At 42.4% G+C, this 17,288-nt stretch carries 20 protein-coding genes; 14 read left to right on the forward strand and 6 right to left on the reverse strand.

Features of this window, described 5'->3' with window-relative positions; translation table 11 throughout:
* Positions 1 to 533: 533 nt before the first annotated feature.
* From B5X77_RS11405 to B5X77_RS11420, 4 genes are all read right to left on the reverse strand, one after another.
* On the reverse strand, positions 534 to 1,415 hold the full coding sequence (locus B5X77_RS11405) for a ClpXP adapter SpxH family protein (protein ID WP_079508115.1): 882 nt from the start codon (positions 1,413 to 1,415) through the stop codon (positions 534 to 536).
* Positions 1,412 to 1,813, reverse strand: coding sequence for a globin domain-containing protein (locus B5X77_RS11410; RefSeq protein WP_079508116.1), 402 nt, complete (start codon positions 1,811 to 1,813; stop codon positions 1,412 to 1,414). Before B5X77_RS11410 ends, B5X77_RS11405 begins: the two co-directional genes overlap by 4 nt.
* A gap of 307 nt (positions 1,814 to 2,120) precedes the next feature.
* Positions 2,121 to 2,765: a lytic transglycosylase domain-containing protein gene (locus B5X77_RS11415; RefSeq protein ID WP_079508117.1), complete on the reverse strand. Its 645-nt coding sequence runs from the start codon at positions 2,763 to 2,765 to the stop codon at positions 2,121 to 2,123.
* A gap of 19 nt (positions 2,766 to 2,784) precedes the next feature.
* Positions 2,785 to 3,372 (reverse strand): CYTH domain-containing protein, encoded by a 588-nt coding sequence (locus tag B5X77_RS11420; RefSeq protein ID WP_079508118.1) that lies wholly within the window; start codon positions 3,370 to 3,372, stop codon positions 2,785 to 2,787.
* Between the two features lie 119 nt (positions 3,373 to 3,491).
* Here B5X77_RS11420 and B5X77_RS11425 point away from each other — a divergent pair, with 119 nt between their 5' ends.
* The 5 genes from B5X77_RS11425 to B5X77_RS23715 all read left to right on the forward strand — a co-directional run bounded on the left by B5X77_RS11425 (position 3,492) and on the right by B5X77_RS23715 (position 7,923).
* A complete protein-coding gene (locus B5X77_RS11425) occupies positions 3,492 to 3,872 on the forward strand; it encodes a UPF0738 family protein (protein ID WP_257391792.1) in 381 nt (126 codons plus the stop codon).
* Positions 3,873 to 3,906: 34 nt separating this feature from the next.
* Complete coding sequence (locus B5X77_RS11430; RefSeq protein ID WP_079508120.1) at positions 3,907 to 4,545, forward strand: GTP diphosphokinase; 639 nt, start codon at positions 3,907 to 3,909, stop codon at positions 4,543 to 4,545.
* A gap of 31 nt (positions 4,546 to 4,576) precedes the next feature.
* Positions 4,577 to 5,377, forward strand: coding sequence for an NAD kinase (locus B5X77_RS11435; protein WP_079508121.1), 801 nt, complete (start codon positions 4,577 to 4,579; stop codon positions 5,375 to 5,377).
* A 433-nt stretch (positions 5,378 to 5,810) separates the two neighbouring features.
* Entirely contained in the window at positions 5,811 to 6,716 is a 906-nt protein-coding gene (locus B5X77_RS11440) for an RluA family pseudouridine synthase (RefSeq protein WP_079508122.1), read from the forward strand.
* Positions 6,717 to 6,822: 106 nt separating this feature from the next.
* Complete coding sequence (locus B5X77_RS23715; RefSeq protein ID WP_257391793.1) at positions 6,823 to 7,923, forward strand: CAP domain-containing protein; 1,101 nt, start codon at positions 6,823 to 6,825, stop codon at positions 7,921 to 7,923.
* A gap of 47 nt (positions 7,924 to 7,970) precedes the next feature.
* Here the strand turns inward: B5X77_RS23715 and prpE are convergent, their stop codons facing one another.
* Positions 7,971 to 8,711: a bis(5'-nucleosyl)-tetraphosphatase PrpE gene (gene prpE / locus B5X77_RS11450; RefSeq protein WP_079508123.1), complete on the reverse strand. Its 741-nt coding sequence runs from the start codon at positions 8,709 to 8,711 to the stop codon at positions 7,971 to 7,973.
* 229 nt (positions 8,712 to 8,940) lie between these two features.
* Here prpE and mgtE point away from each other — a divergent pair, with 229 nt between their 5' ends.
* From mgtE to B5X77_RS11470, 4 genes are all read left to right on the forward strand, one after another.
* The gene (mgtE, locus tag B5X77_RS11455; protein WP_079508124.1) at positions 8,941 to 10,320 is read left to right on the forward strand and encodes a magnesium transporter; all 1,380 of its coding nucleotides are present in this window, start codon (positions 8,941 to 8,943) and stop codon (positions 10,318 to 10,320) included.
* An 82-nt stretch (positions 10,321 to 10,402) separates the two neighbouring features.
* Positions 10,403 to 12,265, forward strand: coding sequence for a monovalent cation:proton antiporter family protein (locus B5X77_RS11460; RefSeq protein WP_079508125.1), 1,863 nt, complete (start codon positions 10,403 to 10,405; stop codon positions 12,263 to 12,265).
* A 109-nt stretch (positions 12,266 to 12,374) separates the two neighbouring features.
* Positions 12,375 to 13,142, forward strand: a complete 768-nt coding sequence (gene fabI, locus B5X77_RS11465; protein WP_079508126.1) for an enoyl-ACP reductase FabI — start codon at positions 12,375 to 12,377, stop codon at positions 13,140 to 13,142.
* Between the two features lie 134 nt (positions 13,143 to 13,276).
* Positions 13,277 to 13,741 (forward strand): hypothetical protein, encoded by a 465-nt coding sequence (locus B5X77_RS11470; RefSeq protein ID WP_079508127.1) that lies wholly within the window; start codon positions 13,277 to 13,279, stop codon positions 13,739 to 13,741.
* A 45-nt stretch (positions 13,742 to 13,786) separates the two neighbouring features.
* Here the strand turns inward: B5X77_RS11470 and B5X77_RS11475 are convergent, their stop codons facing one another.
* Positions 13,787 to 14,311: a CotY/CotZ family spore coat protein gene (locus B5X77_RS11475; RefSeq protein WP_079508128.1), complete on the reverse strand. Its 525-nt coding sequence runs from the start codon at positions 14,309 to 14,311 to the stop codon at positions 13,787 to 13,789.
* Positions 14,312 to 14,514: 203 nt separating this feature from the next.
* On the opposite strand from B5X77_RS11475, the gene B5X77_RS11480 reads away from it, so the two are divergent.
* The 5 genes from B5X77_RS11480 to spoVAD all read left to right on the forward strand — a co-directional run bounded on the left by B5X77_RS11480 (position 14,515) and on the right by spoVAD (position 17,286).
* Complete coding sequence (locus B5X77_RS11480; RefSeq protein WP_079508129.1) at positions 14,515 to 14,859, forward strand: DUF1360 domain-containing protein; 345 nt, start codon at positions 14,515 to 14,517, stop codon at positions 14,857 to 14,859.
* Between the two features lie 86 nt (positions 14,860 to 14,945).
* Complete coding sequence (locus B5X77_RS23720; RefSeq protein ID WP_257391794.1) at positions 14,946 to 15,074, forward strand: hypothetical protein; 129 nt, start codon at positions 14,946 to 14,948, stop codon at positions 15,072 to 15,074.
* A gap of 216 nt (positions 15,075 to 15,290) precedes the next feature.
* A complete protein-coding gene (locus B5X77_RS11485; RefSeq protein WP_176167304.1) occupies positions 15,291 to 15,776 on the forward strand; it encodes a YhcN/YlaJ family sporulation lipoprotein in 486 nt (161 codons plus the stop codon).
* A 16-nt stretch (positions 15,777 to 15,792) separates the two neighbouring features.
* Entirely contained in the window at positions 15,793 to 16,272 is a 480-nt protein-coding gene (gene spoVAC, locus B5X77_RS11490; RefSeq protein WP_079508130.1) for a stage V sporulation protein AC, read from the forward strand.
* Positions 16,273 to 17,286 (forward strand): stage V sporulation protein AD, encoded by a 1,014-nt coding sequence (spoVAD, locus tag B5X77_RS11495; protein WP_079508131.1) that lies wholly within the window; start codon positions 16,273 to 16,275, stop codon positions 17,284 to 17,286. It abuts the gene before it with no gap.
* Positions 17,287 to 17,288: the final 2 nt, after the last annotated feature.

The following is a 17,288-nucleotide window of genomic DNA, read 5'->3' on the forward strand; positions in this document are numbered from 1 at the left end:
AGCATCACTCCGGATCACTTTATAATTGATATATATGCTTCTGTCCATGTGATGATGAGTGGTATTTGACAATATTGTGAAATAACACACAAGTATATTGTTATAATGTGTTTGGCTATGGTATATTTATGTCGTGAAGTTGATCACAAGCAAACATTTACCCCTTTGTTTGACCGTGAAAAATTTCTCCCATCCCCTTTGTTCGTATAAAATAGAAAAGACCTTGCAGTTGGAGAGCTGCAAGGTCTTTTTCTGTGTTAATATATGATGACAAACCAGGTTCGAAAAGATACTGGGCAAAAAAACCAAGCAAAAACGCCCTATGGCAACCATGCATGTTAGGATTTCAGGAAACCTCAAGATATCTACCACATATTCGAATATATCAACCACTTTTGAGAATATATCAACCACTTTATTGACTATATCAACCACATTTTCAAAGATATCGATCAAGATCAAATTTTGGAGCAAATCCATTTCTTAAAAAGCCAGCATCTATTTAAACAAAAAATGACCGTGCCTGGGCACGGTCATCCTTCAAGATATCGCCAGAACATCCCATATTTAGCGGGGATTTGTTCAACCTTTTGTTTTAGCATCAACTTCTTTAATTCCTTTTCAGCCTGTTGTACGGTCATGTCATAGACGACGGCCACTTCCTTGGAGGCAACCATTTTGTACTGCTTCAGGAATTGTTCAAGGTTTGGCGGCTGGGCAGCATTCGGCTTTGCCTGGAGCATTTCTTCGAGAATCTCAACGTACACCTCATAGGGGTAAAGTCCGGTAATCTTTATACCCTCTTCTTCAACATTGGCGTTGAAAAAGACGAGAGTCGGTATTTCCTGGACATCCATTTCATTGGTGATTTTCAAATCACATTGGAATGCTTTTGCAGCTGTTTCAGAATGAATATCTGTCACGAACTCCTCAACATCCAGTCCCACGTTTCTTGCGCATGACTTGAGCACTTCAAAGTTGGAAACATTCTGCTTTTCAAGAAACAATACTTCCTGGAGCTTGCGCAGGAATCTGATGCCCTTCTTTCTCCCCTGTAATTCTGCCGATTTAATGGCAATCGAAGCCAAATAGGGAGAGGATACAGGGTTTTCGAACCAAAGGGAGCCGTCACAGGACATGCCTGTTCTGCTTGCTGTTTTTTCCCAGAGCTCTGCAATGGTTTCGTAACGTTTCTTTCGGTTCATGTTCAGAGTGGCGAGTCTTCCGCTTAGTATATGTCTGATGGAGAAATATTTTCCATATTCGATGTGCAGCTTTTTGATGATTGGCTCAAGTGCCCAGCATTCAGGACAAAGCGGATCAACAAACATATAGATTTCTAAAGGCTTCTTATCCAAGCTATGACAGTATTCAGACGGGTCATAGCTCAAAAGGTTTTCACGGCTGAGTCTCATAGGTTCTCACCGTTTTCATTGTCTGGTGTATTGATCATATGCTGGGCGGTCAGGTAGAGCCTGGCGTAAAAATCCTCCCTTAGAGGGCCATCAAGTCCTACTTCATCCATTGCTTCTGCCATACAGGCAAGCCAGGCTTTTGCCCTGGTTGGCGTAATTTCGAACGGCAGATGTCTTGCGCGAAGCATTGGATGGCCATGTTCGTTCGTATATAAGGGCGGCCCTCCTAAATATTGAGTCAAAAACTGCTTTTGTTTGCGTGCAGTTTCTGATAAGTCGTCCGGGAATATAGGAGCAAGATCAGGATGCCTTCCAACACGCTGGTAGAAAGCATCAACCAGCCGGTGAAGTGTCCCTTCGCCAATGGCTTCGAATGGTAAGGTCTTATTCTCAACCATATTGATAACTCCTTTAAAATAGATTTTAGAAATTTCATTCAGCTTTGATAGTTATGCTATTTATTTTAGCAATGCTAAATTTATATCTCAAACAAATAGGCTTGTGTTCGAGAAAAACAGTGATTTTTAGCTTTAAAAAGCATCAATTTTGATAAAAAACCTGGTGACAAGTTTCAATCCCCGCAGGCGTGAAAAAGTCGCTTGCACCTTTCTGATGATTGCTTTACTAATTTACACAAAAAAACCGTCTGTTACCACTCACAGACGGTCAAAAAAGGTGGAAGTATCTTCCTTATATATACACTTATTAACTGTAAAAAACATCGGTGACTTTTTTTACGTAATTTTGTGTTTCTTTAAATGGAGGAATTCCGCCATATTTATCTACATTACCAGGTCCAGCATTGTAAGCAGCAAGCGCCAGCTCTATATTATTATCATATCTGTCCATCATTTGCCGGAGATATTTTGTTCCTCCGAAAATATTCTCTCCTGGATCGAAAACGTTTTTCACACCCAGGCCTCTTGCCGTAGACGGCATCAATTGCATCAACCCTGACGCACCTGCATGGCTGACTGCATTTGGATTGAAGTTGGATTCCTTTTGAATAACGGATTTGATCAGCTTGGCTGGGATATTGAACATTGCAGCCGCCTTATCAATCATTCCATCAAAATCTTCATTATTTTTAGCAGCGACCTTAGTCAGCTGTATGGGGGGAAGCATTTGTGCGATGTTCTGTTTAGCTAGATCAATTGAGCTGACAGCAGCTTGAGCACTATCGAACAGCTCTTCTAGCCTTGTTGCCGTAGCACCAAGGGCATTGCTTTGATCATTGAGGATGCCTGAAAGCAAATCCTGAAAGAGTCCATTGCCAGTTTGTCCTGTGGTCTGGTTGAAATTTTGAAGGGCCTGCAATTCGAGCATGGATTTTAACTGATCAACATTCATTCTATTTCTCCTGCCTGGTTTATTCTCTTAAAAGATTGTATTTTTTTGCGTAAAATCGTTTGATTTTATTATCGGTAGATCTGAGCGGGATTTTAAGTTCTTCCAGGAATTTGGAGTAAATCTTATATCCTTCTGACTCATTCGTCACTTCATATTCTAGCTCATAATCTTCTGTATTTAAATAGTAACTATGGTCCAGAACAAGTAATCCACCTTTATACTCAACCTCAGCGCGAATGGTTTTAAGTGAACCAAAGTATTGCAAATCCTCTATATCTGATATCACTTCCAGAATAGCAGTTTTTACTTCACCCTCTGGCAATTTTCCGGCTGACAACGCGTTTTCTGCCTGAAGTGGAGTTAATATCTGATTCGTTTCGAGCAATCCCTGTTTAGCAGGCTGCTTTAAGGTCATTTCGAAAATATCTCCCTTTTCCCTTATCCTCAAAGCTGAGCCTTTATCCTTCAAGGAAAATGAGGGAGTATCAAAATAATGGTTAACCTGTTCTTTAAAGTGCTCCGGCCCTAAATTGAAGTATCCCGACAGGAAGGTGAACTCTTCCTGAGTCAGCATGTTCTTGAATTCGATTTCGATATTCTTGCTCACATACGTCCGTCCTTTCAAATAAGCTTCCCTTATTATCTCGTTAAAAGTGGCTGGCTTCAATCTTTAGTAGAAAATGGTTCTATATGATAAAATAAAAAAGATTATGGAGGTTGAAAAAAATGAGCAAAAAGATTCTAGTTACAGATGCAAAAATTGAAAATGATGAGCTGCTGCTCAATACAGACTTGGAGACAGAAATGACAAGACTTTCCGCCACAGGGCAAATGCTTGTAGATTCTGATCAATTTTCCTTTATTTATATTGTTGATCATGAAGAGGGATATCAATATGTCACAATCCCAGAAGCTGCATGGGGTGCGATTCAAAGAGGGCTCCAGGCTGGGCATGAAGCGTTTTTAACTAATGCGGGAGGCAAGCTGAAACTGGAAAGCTTCCGTGGTGAAATGGAATATTTGATTGAAAATATAACCGGAAACAGCAACTATGGAGAGGAAATGGTCACGAAAGTGGAACAGGTATTTACCGCACCATCCGCTTAGGCTTTCGTGAATAGAACCGGATGAGGTGACTGATGTGAAACACTGGGATCAATTTTTAGAACCTTACAAACACGCTGTTGAAGAGCTGAAGGTAAAGCTAAAAGGTATCAGGAGCCAATATGAGCTCCATTCAGACCATTCCCCGATTGAATTTGTAACAGGAAGGGTAAAGCCTATTGCGAGCATACTGGATAAAGCTCATCAAAAAGGGATTTCACTGGATAAGCTCGATACAGAAATGCAGGATATTGCCGGGTTGAGAATCATGTGCCAGTTCGTGGACGATATCAAGACAGTGGTTGAATTGCTGAGAAACCGGAATGATTTTGAAATCGTGGAGGAAAGGGATTACATCTCTCATAAAAAAGCAAGCGGATACCGCTCCTACCATGTTGTCATCCGATATCCAGTCCAGACGATCAGGGGAGAAAGAAACATCCTTGCTGAAATCCAGATCAGGACGCTGGCAATGAATTTTTGGGCCACAGTAGAGCACTCATTAAATTATAAGTATAAAGGGCTTTTTCCTGAAGATATAAAAATCAGGCTTCAGCGTGCAGCAGAGGCAGCGTTCCGCCTTGATGAAGAAATGTCGACGATCAGAGGGGAAATACAGGATGCACAGGCATTCTTCACACGGAAAAAAGAAATGCAGCAGGATGGGAAGAAATAGTTTAAATCCGATATGCAGGGGTGTTTGAAACATGAAATTTGCGATCACTTCAAAGGGAGATTCCCGGTCCAATACATTGATGCATAAAATGAGGACATATTTATTGGACTTTGATCTACAATATGATGAAGACCAGCCGGACATCTGTATCTCTGTTGGAGGGGATGGAACCCTTTTGTACGCCTTCCACCGCTACAGCAGCAGGCTCGATAAAACCGCATTCATTGGAGTACATACAGGACATCTTGGCTTTTACGCCGACTGGGTTCCTGAAGAAATAGAAAAGCTGGTCATTGCTATTGCCAAAACACCATACCAGGTGATTGAATATCCATTGCTCGAGGTAATCATCAGGTATCAGCACGGCGGACGGGAAACCAGGTACCTGGCCTTGAATGAATCGACTGTTAAGTCGGTTGAAGGCACGCTGGTCATGGACGTTGAAATCAGGGGGCAGCATTTTGAACGTTTTCGCGGCGATGGCTTATGCGTGTCCACGCCATCAGGAAGTACAGCCTATAACAAAGCATTGGGCGGAGCCATCCTGCATCCATCTCTGAGGGCCATTCAAGTTGCGGAAATGGCATCAATCAACAACCGCGTTTTCAGGACCGTGGGCTCTCCGTTAATTCTGCCAGATCATCATACATGTACATTAAAACCTGTAAACAGACCAGATTTTCAGGTGACCGTAGACCATTTGACACTTCTGCATAAAGACGTTAAATCGATCCAATTCAGAGTAGCAGATGAAAAAATCCGTTTTGCCAGATTCAGGCCCTTCCCATTCTGGAAAAGGGTACATGATTCCTTTATCTCTGATAGTGATTAAAGAGCAGTAAAATATTGAAAATGTCGTTGGACCTTTCTGAGCCAAAGAGCGTCAAAAATGTCTAAGAACCAGCGTTTAATAGACATTTCGAAGACAGAGGACGTCCAAAATGTCCAAGAACCAGCGTTTAATAGACATTTCGAAGACAGAGGATGTCCAAAATGTCCAAGAACCAGCGTTTAATAGACATTTCGAAGACAGAGGATGTCCAAAATGTCCAAGAACCAGCGTTTAATAGACATTTCGAAGACAGAGGACGTCCAAAATGCCCAAGAACGTTTCTTTGACCAACGAGCGGTTGGTGTTTCATAGTCTGGCATAAAGTTTAACTTTGGTGAAATCGAGCAGGACCAATATAATATTTCACGTCTTGATTCGTCGATGATAGCATTGAATTGTTTTAAACAAAACGAGACAGACAGGAGCAGCTGTGATGGCGAAAAACTTTACATTGGAATTTACGGCCGCGGCTGCTGACCATGGGATGATGCTTAGGGAATTTCTCAAGGAGAAGGAAATTTCTAAATCGGCTTTGACTGATATTAAGTTCAAAGGCGGCTTGATTTCTGTAAATGATCGGGAAGTAAATGTCAGGTACATACTGAAAGATGCTGATCACATCAGAATTGAATTTCCCATTGAAGTTCCATCTTTAGGAATGAAGGGTGAACAGATTCCGCTTTCCATAATTTACGAAGATGAATATTTGCTGGTAGTCAATAAGCCTCCTGGAATGAATACGATTCCTTCCAGGGAGCATCCATTTGGCAGTCTTGCCAACGGACTGATCGGGTATTATGAAGAAAACGGAATTTCTGCCACGATTCATATTGTTACCAGGCTTGACAGGGATACCTCTGGCCTTGTCCTCGTTGCGAAGCATAGCCATGTCCATCATTTATTCAGCAAGCAGCAAAGGTCGGGCGGTGTAAAACGGACCTATGAAGCGTTTGCTGAAGGTATGGTCGAGAAGGATGAGGGAACAATCGAAGCCCCGATTGCGAGGAAGCCTGACAGTATAATCGAACGGGAGGTAAATCCCGATGGGCAGTATGCTTGTACACTGTTTAAGGTGAGTGAACGTTTTGAGGACTTTACTCATATAAAGCTCCGATTAAAGACAGGCAGGACACATCAAATCAGAGTGCACATGAGCTTTATAGGTCATCCGCTGCTTGGTGATACTTTATATGGCGGCAATAGGACTAAAATTTCAAGACAAGCCCTGCATTGCCGGGAATTAAGCTTCACACATCCACTTTTGCATAAAGAAATGAATTTTCTTGCAAGCATTCCAATCGATATGAAGCAAGCGCTTGATAAAGGCAAATCGTTATAAAAACGATTTGTCTTTTTATTTTCTCTCAAAAATTTCATCCGATATTTCTGTGAAAACAACAAATCATAAAGAAGTAATAAATGAAATATGAGGGAGGAAACGTCACTTGAACATATATAAGCATGGAAAAATAATGGCTGTATCTGCTGTCATGTTATTAGGCCTTGCAGCATGCAACAACAATGATGAAGCAATGGATTTGCGAGACAACAGGATGACTACCCTGGGAAAAGACCAGGATAGCTATTGGGATAATGACGCAAATAGGGTAAAGCAGCAAAGTCGCAGAGCTGAAATAAATAACAATAAAAGAAATACAAACGGGCCAAGAGTAAATCGAAATGGCGGAAATTCAACAAGTGAAATCATGCAAATGCCAGAGGGGTATATTACTGTAGACCCGAACTCCTACAGTACGGGAATCCCAAGTTCGAAATACCCGCACACAGAAATGATGCAGGGCAGATTGACACTAACCGAAGGACAACAAGCAGATTTCAATCAGATGCTGGGAGATTTGGACCGCAGAAATGGTGTTGATCTACCTGATTTGAATGAGGGAGCAGCACCAGCACCACAACAGGGAGCAGCACCAGCACCACAACAAGGAGCAGCACCAGCACCACAACAAGGAGCTGCTCCAGAACAAGCACCAGCACCTGCACCAGCGCCACAACAAGGAGCAGCAGCACCAGAAGCAGCGCCTGCACCACAAGGGGAAGCTGCACCAGCGCCACAACAAGGAGCAGCAGCACCAGAAGCAGCGCCTGCACCACAAGGGGAAGCTGCACCAGCTCCCGAGCAAAAAGCGACTCCTACTGGAACAGAAATCAGTGCCTTTGAGGCAAAAGTCATTGACTTGACAAATGAACAGCGCAGAAAAAATGGTCTGTCAAACCTGCAGCCTGATACAGCTTTAAGTAATGTCGCACAGGAAAAATCAAACGACATGCAGGCCAAGAATTACTTTTCGCATACTAGCCCGACTTATGGATCGCCATTCGATATGATGAGGGACTTTGGGGTTTCTTACAATACTGCTGGTGAGAACATAGCAATGGGTCAACAGAGTGCCGAGGAAGTCGTGAATGCATGGATGAACAGCGAAGGTCACAGGAAGAATATATTAAGTCCAAACTTCACGCATATTGGGGTTGGTCATACCTCACAGGGGAACTATTGGACCCAAATGTTTATTGGGAAATAAAAAGGAAAAGCTAACCAATCCATGGTTAGCTTTTTCGATTGTGGGTATTATTTTAACTCCCTGAATTTTTCGGGTAAAAACGGCATGGTGGATTGCACGGATTCTATATCCATTTCGGGATAACGAAGGGCGGACAGTCTTCCGCCAAAAACAGCTCCTGTATCTATATTATAGGTATTGTTGAGAATCCTCGGCTCCTTTACAGGTGTATGGCCATAGACGATTGTTGCTTTTCCATGGTACTTCTGCGCCCAATCACGCCTTAAGGGGGTCCCGTCTGGATTGGTTTGGCCGGTGATATCACCATAGAGGACAAAAGTTTTTACTTTTGAATTGTTTTTGCCTATATAATCTTCCCGTATTCCGGCATGGGCAATGACAAGGTGCCCATCATCGAGCACATGGTACAAAGGAGCTGATTCGTAAAGACTGATGAATTTCTCTCGAAAAATGTTCTTATCCTCCGAAGTAAGAGACAAGAATTCTGACACAGTTGTTTCAAGGCCATGAGTCGTCTGAACTTTGTTACCTAAAAGGTAACGGTATAGTTTATTGCAATGGTTACCAGGAACATAGTAAGCAGACCTGCTGTTCATAACCAATTCCCAAACCAACAGGGCTGTCTTTAATGATTCCGGCCCTCGGTCGGTCAAGTCCCCGACAAAAGCAAGACGCCTTCCATCAGGATGAACCGGCAGACCAGAACTCCAATCATATCCAAGCTTTTTCGTCAGTTCTTCAAATTCAAAATAACAACCATGGATATCACCAATAATATCAAGTTTCATCAAGTAATCCTCCTTTTACGGTTATTCTTCCCGCTGCGGAAAAAAGAAAAGTTTAAACGAAAAAAGGGAATATTAAAGTGAAAAGTTCCAGCTTAGATTAACATTTATCACGTTGAGGCAACAAGCATATATTGCCCATTTTTTTAGGTGAAAAAGTGAAGATAAAAGACAAAGAAATCATTAAATGCTAGTATAATGAAATGTACATAAAGGAAAGGGGGTAAGGTGTATGTCTGAAGAACGGATAGAATCGGCATCCAGGCAGCAAATTAATTCCGGATTGCTGATGGAAGCACTTTACTCTGAGAAAATTGATGACTTTCGTGCAGAATTTTTAGATTTGCATCCATACGATCAGGCTGAATTTTTCAGTGAGCTTGATGATGAGGATCGGGCCAAAGTATATAATTTCCTCTCCCCTGAGGAAATGGCCGATCTGTTTGAGAACCTCGAAGCGGATGAGGAAGATTTTAAAGATGTATTAGCACAGATGAATCCTAATTATGCCGCTGACATGCTGTCAAACATGTATGCGGATGACGCGGTGGATGTCCTGAATGAACTCGATAAAGATCAGGTTGCCAGTTATTTGACGATCATGGATGAAGACGCAGCACAGGAAATCAAAGACTTGCTGCATTATGAGGAATACACAGCTGGAAGTATCATGACTACAGAATTCATTGCCATTTCTGCCAACCAGACGGTCAGATCGGCAATGTATATCCTGAAAAAAGAAGCCCCGCGGGCCGAGACGATTTATTATATTTTTGTCGTTGATGAAGACAAAAGACTTGCTGGTGTTATTTCCTTGAGAGACCTGATTGTTGCCGATGATGAGACAATGATTTCCGAGGTCATGAGTGACCGGGTTGTGTCTGTTTCGGTGGGTGAGGACCAGGAAGAAGTCGCAAGGATGATGCGGGATTATAATTTCCTGGCCCTTCCTGTTGTTGATTTCCAAAACCACCTTCTTGGGATTATTACTGTTGATGATATCATAGACGTCATGGAAGAAGAAGCTTCGGATGACTACTCGAAACTGGCCGGTATTTCGGATCTTGACACTGTCGACCGTAATCCATTAACCGCTGCCAGGAAGCGATTACCGTGGCTGATCATCTTGCTCTTTTTGGGAATGTTCACAGCAAGCCTCATAGGAAGATTTGAGGATACATTGGATAAAGTAGCGATTCTGGCGGTATTCATTCCGCTTATAGCGGGTATGGCAGGTAATACTGGTACTCAGGCCCTGGCTGTTGCTGTCCGAGGAATTGCAACTGGGGATCTTGAGAAAGAGAGTAAATGGAGTATTATCCTCAGGGAAGCGGGAACAGGCTTAATAACAGGGGCTGTTTGCGGTCTCCTCGTCACTTTCATTGTGTATTTTTGGAAAGGGGAACTTTTCCTTGGAGCTCTAGTTGGGATTTCAATTTTTATCACGCTGATCATCGCTACACTTGCGGGCTCGCTGGTCCCGTTGCTTATGCACAGATTAAAAATTGACCCTGCCGTCGCATCAGGCCCATTCATCACAACAATCAATGATATTATCAGTATTTTGATTTATTTTGGAATCGCTACTGCGTTCATGAGTTACCTTACTTAAACAATAAATGTTTATATTTAGATGCCTGCAGCTGTAAGCCGACTGGTTATGGCAAATCCGACTAAACAAAGGAGGGGAGAGGATGGAACAGCATGCTTCGATTACTTCGCTAGTAATCGTCATTATTGTTGCATTTTTAACACCTATTTTATTGCACCGCTTGAGGTTGAATATCATCCCGGTAGTGGTTGCCGAAATCATAATGGGTTTGATTATTGGCAAGAGCGGCTTTAATATTGTCCATGAAGATGCATGGCTCAGCACTCTTTCTACACTAGGATTCTTATTCCTGATGTTCTTGAGTGGATTGGAAATCGACTTCACTGCCTTTTCTAGCAGGAAAAATAAAGCTAAAGCCAAACCCAATACCCAGAGTGAACCAAATACATTTGTTGTATCTTCAGTCATCTTTGTTGGAATATTTATTGCTTCACTTGGATTGTCTTATGTATTCGTTCTGGCAGGGTTCATTGAAAATGTATTGTTGATGACATTGATTATCTCGACAATTTCTCTTGGAGTCGTTGTCCCGACTTTAAAGGACGCACACTTAATGAAAACCAATATCGGCCAGATCATATTATTAGTTGCCGTCATAGCAGATCTTGCTACGATGATCCTTCTTGCCGTTTTTGTATCACTGTATGATACTGGCGGCGGAAATACATGGCTGCTGCTTGTGCTTTTTGCTGCCGGAGTAGGGCTTTATTTCATCGGCAAATCCTTCAAAAATCGGACGTTCATCAATGCGTTGTCAACAGGCACAACCCAAATAGGCACGCGCGCCGTTTTCGCATTGATCATTTTGCTTGTCGCCATCTCGGAAACAGTTGGCGCAGAAAATATCCTGGGAGCATTTCTGGCAGGGGTACTAGTCTCATTGCTTTCCCCAGACCAGGAAATGGTCCATAAGCTTGATTCATTCGGCTACGGTTTCCTGATTCCGATTTTCTTTGTGATGGTTGGAGTTGATCTTGACTTATGGTCATTATTCAGTGATAAAAAACTTTTATTATTGATTCCGCTGCTGCTGCTGGCTTTATTTTTATCAAAGATGATTCCAGTTTATATATTGAAGAAGTGGTACGACACAAAGACTGTACTTGCATCGGGCTTCCTGTTGACCTCCACATTGTCACTTGTCATTGCTGCGGCAACAATTGGTGAGAGAATGGAAATGATCACGCCTGAAATGAGCGGTACACTGATTCTTGTTGCGGTCATCTCCAGCGTCTTGACGCCTATTTTATTCAAAAAGTTATTCCCTCAGGAAAAAGCGGAGAAAGCTAAAGTCAAGGTTGCATTTATTGGTGCAAATCAAATGACACTGCCGGTTTCAAGAGCACTGCAATCTTCTTTATACGAACCGGTACTCTTTCATACGAAACAGGAAAAAGCGGAGAAACAGTTAGCTGATTCTGTTTTTGAAATCATCGAAATGGAAAATTATGAAATGGATACACTTGAAAGACAGGGAGTGTACGATGCGGATATCGTGGTGATTTCTACCGGGGATGCTGACCTGAATGCAACAATTGCCGTCAGTGCGAAGGAGCATGGAATTCAGCGTGTAATAGCCAGGATTGAAAGTCCAGACCTTGCTGAGAAAGCACAGGAAGAGGGCATTGAAGTCTTCTCGGTCCTTCGTTCAACGGAATCCCTTTTGCGCGCAATGATTGAATCTCCTGGTGTCATGAGCATCCTTACTAATCAGGAAAATTCCCTGCATGAAATCAGAATGCTTAATGATCAATTTGATGGTATGACGCTAAGGCGCTTTCCATTTACCGGGGACGTTATTTTTGTCCGCATTTTGCGTGAGAATGAATCAATCGTGCCTCACGGCGATACTGAGTTAAGGCTTAATGACCGTTTGATTGTGACGGGTTCAAAAGAGTATGTTGATGAACTTAAACGTGAGCTTGAATTCTGTTTCTGGTGTTAAATAGAACAAAACCCGTCATCTTGGCGGGTTTTTCTTTGCAAATGTGAAAGTTTAGTGTAGAATTAGCACTAGGTACTAATAACATGTATTAAATTGGGGGAACGGAAAAATGACTCTTTCTTTGAACGGTAAAACATATGTAGTAATGGGTGTCGCCAATAAAAGAAGTATCGCCTGGGGTATTGCTCAATCTCTCCACAATGCCGGGGCAAATTTAATTTTTACTTACGCAGGTGAGCGTATGGAAAAAAGTGTCCGTGAGCTTGCCGAATCTTTGGATCAAAACTATTTAGTATTGCCATGTGACGTTACAAAGGATGAAGATGTTGCGAAATGCTTCAGCGAAATTAAGGAAGCTGCGGGTACAATTTATGGTGTGGCCCATTGTATCGCATTCGCAAACAAGGAAGAACTGCAGGGCGACTATATGAATGTATCCCGCGAAGGTTTCCTGCTTGCTCATAATATCAGTGCATACTCACTGACTGCTGTAGCTAAGGAAGCCAAAGAACTGATGTCAGAGGGCGGAAGTATTGTTACATTGACATACTTGGGAGGAGAGCGTGCAATTCCTAATTATAATGTAATGGGAGTAGCGAAGGCATCTTTGGATGCAAGTGTCCGCTACCTTGCAGCAGACCTTGGAAAGCAAAATATCCGTGTGAATTCAATTTCAGCCGGTCCAATACGTACACTATCAGCGAAAGGTGTTAGTGACTTCAACTCAATCTTAAGGGAAATTGAAGAAAAAGCCCCGCTTCGCCGCAATACAACACCTGAAGAAGTCGGTGACACAGCAGTCTTCCTCTTCAGTGATATGTCGCGTGGAATCACAGGGGAAAATATCCATGTAGATTCCGGATTTCATATCCTATAAGAATAACCAGCCCGCCAATGCGCGGGTTTTTGTTTTTTTCTCAAGCCTTTCAAATCTTATTATTTTTCTGGTCTGGCACCTATCCTAGGCTATCGCATAAATATAGGGTGAGCGAAGTTATGGAGGTGCCGTAAATGGGGAAGAAACGCAATCGTAAGCAATCTCCTTTGTTTTACATTAATCAACCGAGCATTAACCTGCCGCAGGCAGATATGCAAAAACAATTTACAATTAAAAATAATGAAGAGATGTCTGAGAGCCAACAATTACATGAAAATGACGAGAAAATAGAAGAAGTCGAAACGGAGGCAAAAGAAATTACTGAAGAAGAAGTAAATATTGAGGCGGAACAGCTTGAAGCTCGGAAAAAGAAGAACTTCAATGAATATACACTGGAAGAGAAAATCAAACATTTGAAGCTTGTCCCCGCAAGCGTAGCGAAGGTTAAATATGAATTCATTACCCTGGGGCAATCATTTAAAGGTTATTTCCTGGATTTAAAAGGAGAAGTATTGTTCATTCACTCTATAAGCCCCAGAAAGAAAAGTGTAAGCATTCGTAAAGAAGACATAATCGACATTAAGCGGGTGGGGTTATAAAAAAGGCTTACCAATTAAGGTAAGCCTGATTTTACAACTTGTTGTTTATCGCGTATTTCCAGGAAGGCTGGAAAGTGGCAATGCCGCAACAGGGTCTAGGCAAGTCACTGCACAGAAGCAATCCAAGTCTACAGTAATGCAGATTCCAGTCCTGAAGAATTCGTTTGTGGATCCTCCAGTTGTGATTTGCTCGCAAGGATTATCGAAGCCTGCACCCTCATCTCCGCGTGTAGTCAACAGCTCGATTTTTGCGCAGCAGTTGTCATCTACAGATGTGACACGGAAGAAGAATGAGCGGAAGCAGTCAAGTCTCTGTGGTCCGGTTCCATTAGGGCGGATTCGAGTTCCGAATCCTTCGAATGGTACGCAATCACCGCAATAAAGAATTAATGGGATAGTATCTAAATCGGTGGTTGGAGTCTGTGCACCTGCCAGTAATTCCTGAATAGACTTGTGACAGCTCACATCGCAATCGTTATCTACATCCACTTCATCCTGGGCATCTGCAATTGCGCGCAGAACTTCGCATACACAGCTGTCGCCATCATGTTTGTTACCTTTGCAACCCATAATATATTCATCTCCTTTTAGTTGATATGACCTATTGTCCTTAATAGAATATGAATCGCCCTCTTAATGGTGTGGGTGTTTGTCTAATTTTTAACATGTTAATATAAAAATTAATGACAAGAGCGGACAGGCTAATGACTCCCCTCCGTGAATTTGCCTGCATAAGCTGTATGGAATCAAAAAATACAGGTGGGTGAAAGCACATGGTTAGTTGGCTTGAATTTTGTCTTTTAGTGATGGCAAGCTTTCGTTTGACCAGGCTGATCGTATACGATAAAATCACTGAATTCCTTCGTGAACCATTCCATAATTTTGTAGAAGAGACTCTTGAGGATGGAACCACGGAGACCTTTATAGAAATAAAAGGAACCGGCTTGAGGTATTGGATTGGTGAACTGTTAAGCTGTCATTGGTGCACCGGCATCTGGTCTGCAGTATTCTTATTTGGAAGCTATATGTTATTTCCTCAGTTAGCAATCCCGGTAATCAATATACTTGCCATTGCAGGCGTGGCATCACTGATTCAGCATACCTTCATTAAAGATTAAGCTTTGAATTAGTAAGAACGTCCAGAACCCCTGAGTATACTTGTTCATAACCTATCATATGAACTCTTGATAAGGGGTTGTATATCATGGAAGAAAAGCAAAAATCGAATAATAAAGATTCAAACTTAAATAGCACTAAACGTAAAACAGCAGCAACCCGCCGAGTACGAAGAAAAGGCGGCTGTGGCTGCGGAAAAAAAAGAAAGCAAGAATAGAAAAATCGTCTGCCAACCTTACTGGCAGGCGATTTTATTTGTTTAGACAAACTTATAAGGTGGATCTAAATTGGGATATGTTAATCAAGTTCCGCTACGATGGCTGTTTTTATGGTTAATGGAAATAAAACCCGAAATAAAAAATTCATAAATTAGAGTGTGGACGCGGAAAATAATTTTAACCAATCAGCTGAAGCATAGGAAGGGATTTATGGGATGAATATAAAACGAACATTAAAAATTTTAGCGGTACTATTATTGCTTGGATTTGGTGTTGCAGGCTGCTCCTTTGGAAAGACATCTCCAGAGAGCAGAGCCTCTATGATCCAGTCGGTTAATCCTGCTCCAGGAGCAACCAATGATCTTGAAGAAAAAGATCTCAAGCTCGCAGCAAAGGTCAAAAAGGATATTGCCGAACTGGATGAAATTTTTGATGTTGCTGTCATTGCCGGAAAGAAAGATACCCTGGTTGCTTACAAAGTAAAGCATATGAAGCGGTTCGGCATGAAAAGGATTGAAAAGGAAATAAATAAAAAGCTGGAAAAAAATTATCCGGGTGAAAATTTCATCGTTTCGAGTGATTTTAAGATTTTTATTGAAACGGTTGAGCTTCGCGAAAGAATGAAAGATCCGACCTATCCAGATAAGAAGGCAGAAGAAGAGTTGCAGCGGATTATTTCATTGAAAAAGGAAATGACCTAAGGAAAGGATGGGCGAGATGGGGGACAAAAAGAAGCAAAAGATGACTCCGGAGCAAAAAAAGTATCAACAGCTTGAACAAAAGCATGAACTCAAGAGGCCGGTGGTGAAAAATTGCATCAAGGCTTTTCTAGTTGGCGGCCTGATTTGCACAATCGGACAAGCGATAACTTATTTTTATATATACTTCTTTGATTTTACGGAACAGACTGCTGGGAACCCCACTGTCGCCACAATGATTTTCATTTCAATGCTCCTGACCGGGTTCGGCGTATATGATCATATCGGTCAATTTGCTGGGGCGGGCAGTGCTGTTCCGGTTACAGGGTTCGGAAACTCAGTTATTTCAGCAGCGATTGAACATCGTACAGAAGGGTTTGTCCTGGGAGTCGGGGGAAATATGTTTAAGCTGGCAGGGAGCGTTATTTTATTTGGTGTTTTTGCAGCGTTTGTCGTTGCACTTATCAAGACTTTACTGACAATGATGGGGGTGATCTAAATGTTGGCTGGAAAGCAGTCATGGCAATTTACCAATCGCCCGGTCATTGAATCGTGGGGAACATCCGGAGGGCCCTTTGAAGCGGCAGGCAATCTGGCGAATGATTTCGATGTCCTTCATGACGATTTGTGGATGGGGGAAGATTCGTATGAGAAAGCTCATAGAGTCTTACTTGAAGAGGCAATCAAAGCAGCTCTGCAAAAAGGGGAGTTTCAAAAAGAGGATATGCAATTCATGCTGGCTGGTGATCTAATCAACCAAATAACGCCAACCAGCTTTGCTGCCAGGACGATGGAGATACCTTATTTCGGATTGTTTGGAGCATGTTCCACATCAATGGAAGGTCTTGCCCTTGCATCCTTTATCGTCAACTATCAAGGGGCCAAAAAGGTCATAACAGGTGCTTCAAGCCACAACTCTGCTGCAGAAAAACAGTTCAGGTACCCAACAGAGTATGGGGGGCAGAAGCCTCCAACAGCACAATGGACAGTTACCGGGGCAGGGGCAGCAGTACTGACTGATAACTCGGATAAACAAGGTAAAATCGTCACAACATCCGCTACGATTGGAAAGGTAGTCGATATGGGTATCTCAGATCCTTTCAATATGGGCGGAGCGATGGCACCTGCAGCTGCTGATACGATCATTAGCCATTTCAGGGATTTAAAACGACAGCCCTCCTATTATGATCTAATCCTTACGGGTGATCTCGGAAGGATTGGCCAGGCTGCTACATATGAACTATTGCAGCAGGCCGGACTGGATATTACAAGAGAACAGTTTAAGGATTGCGGACTGCTGATATATAAAGATGACCAGCCGGTCCAATCCGGAGGCAGCGGGGCTGGATGTTCAGCTTCTGTATTATATGGCCACTTATTGAATGAAATGAAAAAAGGAACCTATAAGAAGATACTGGTTGTAGCGACAGGGGCATTGTTATCCCCGCTGTCATTCCAACAGAAGGAAACAATACCTTGTATTGCTCATGCCGTATCGATTGAAATGGATTAGAG

Source organism: Mesobacillus jeotgali, from assembly GCF_900166585.1.
GTDB classification, from domain to species: domain Bacteria; phylum Bacillota; class Bacilli; order Bacillales; family Cytobacillaceae; genus Mesobacillus; species Mesobacillus jeotgali_A.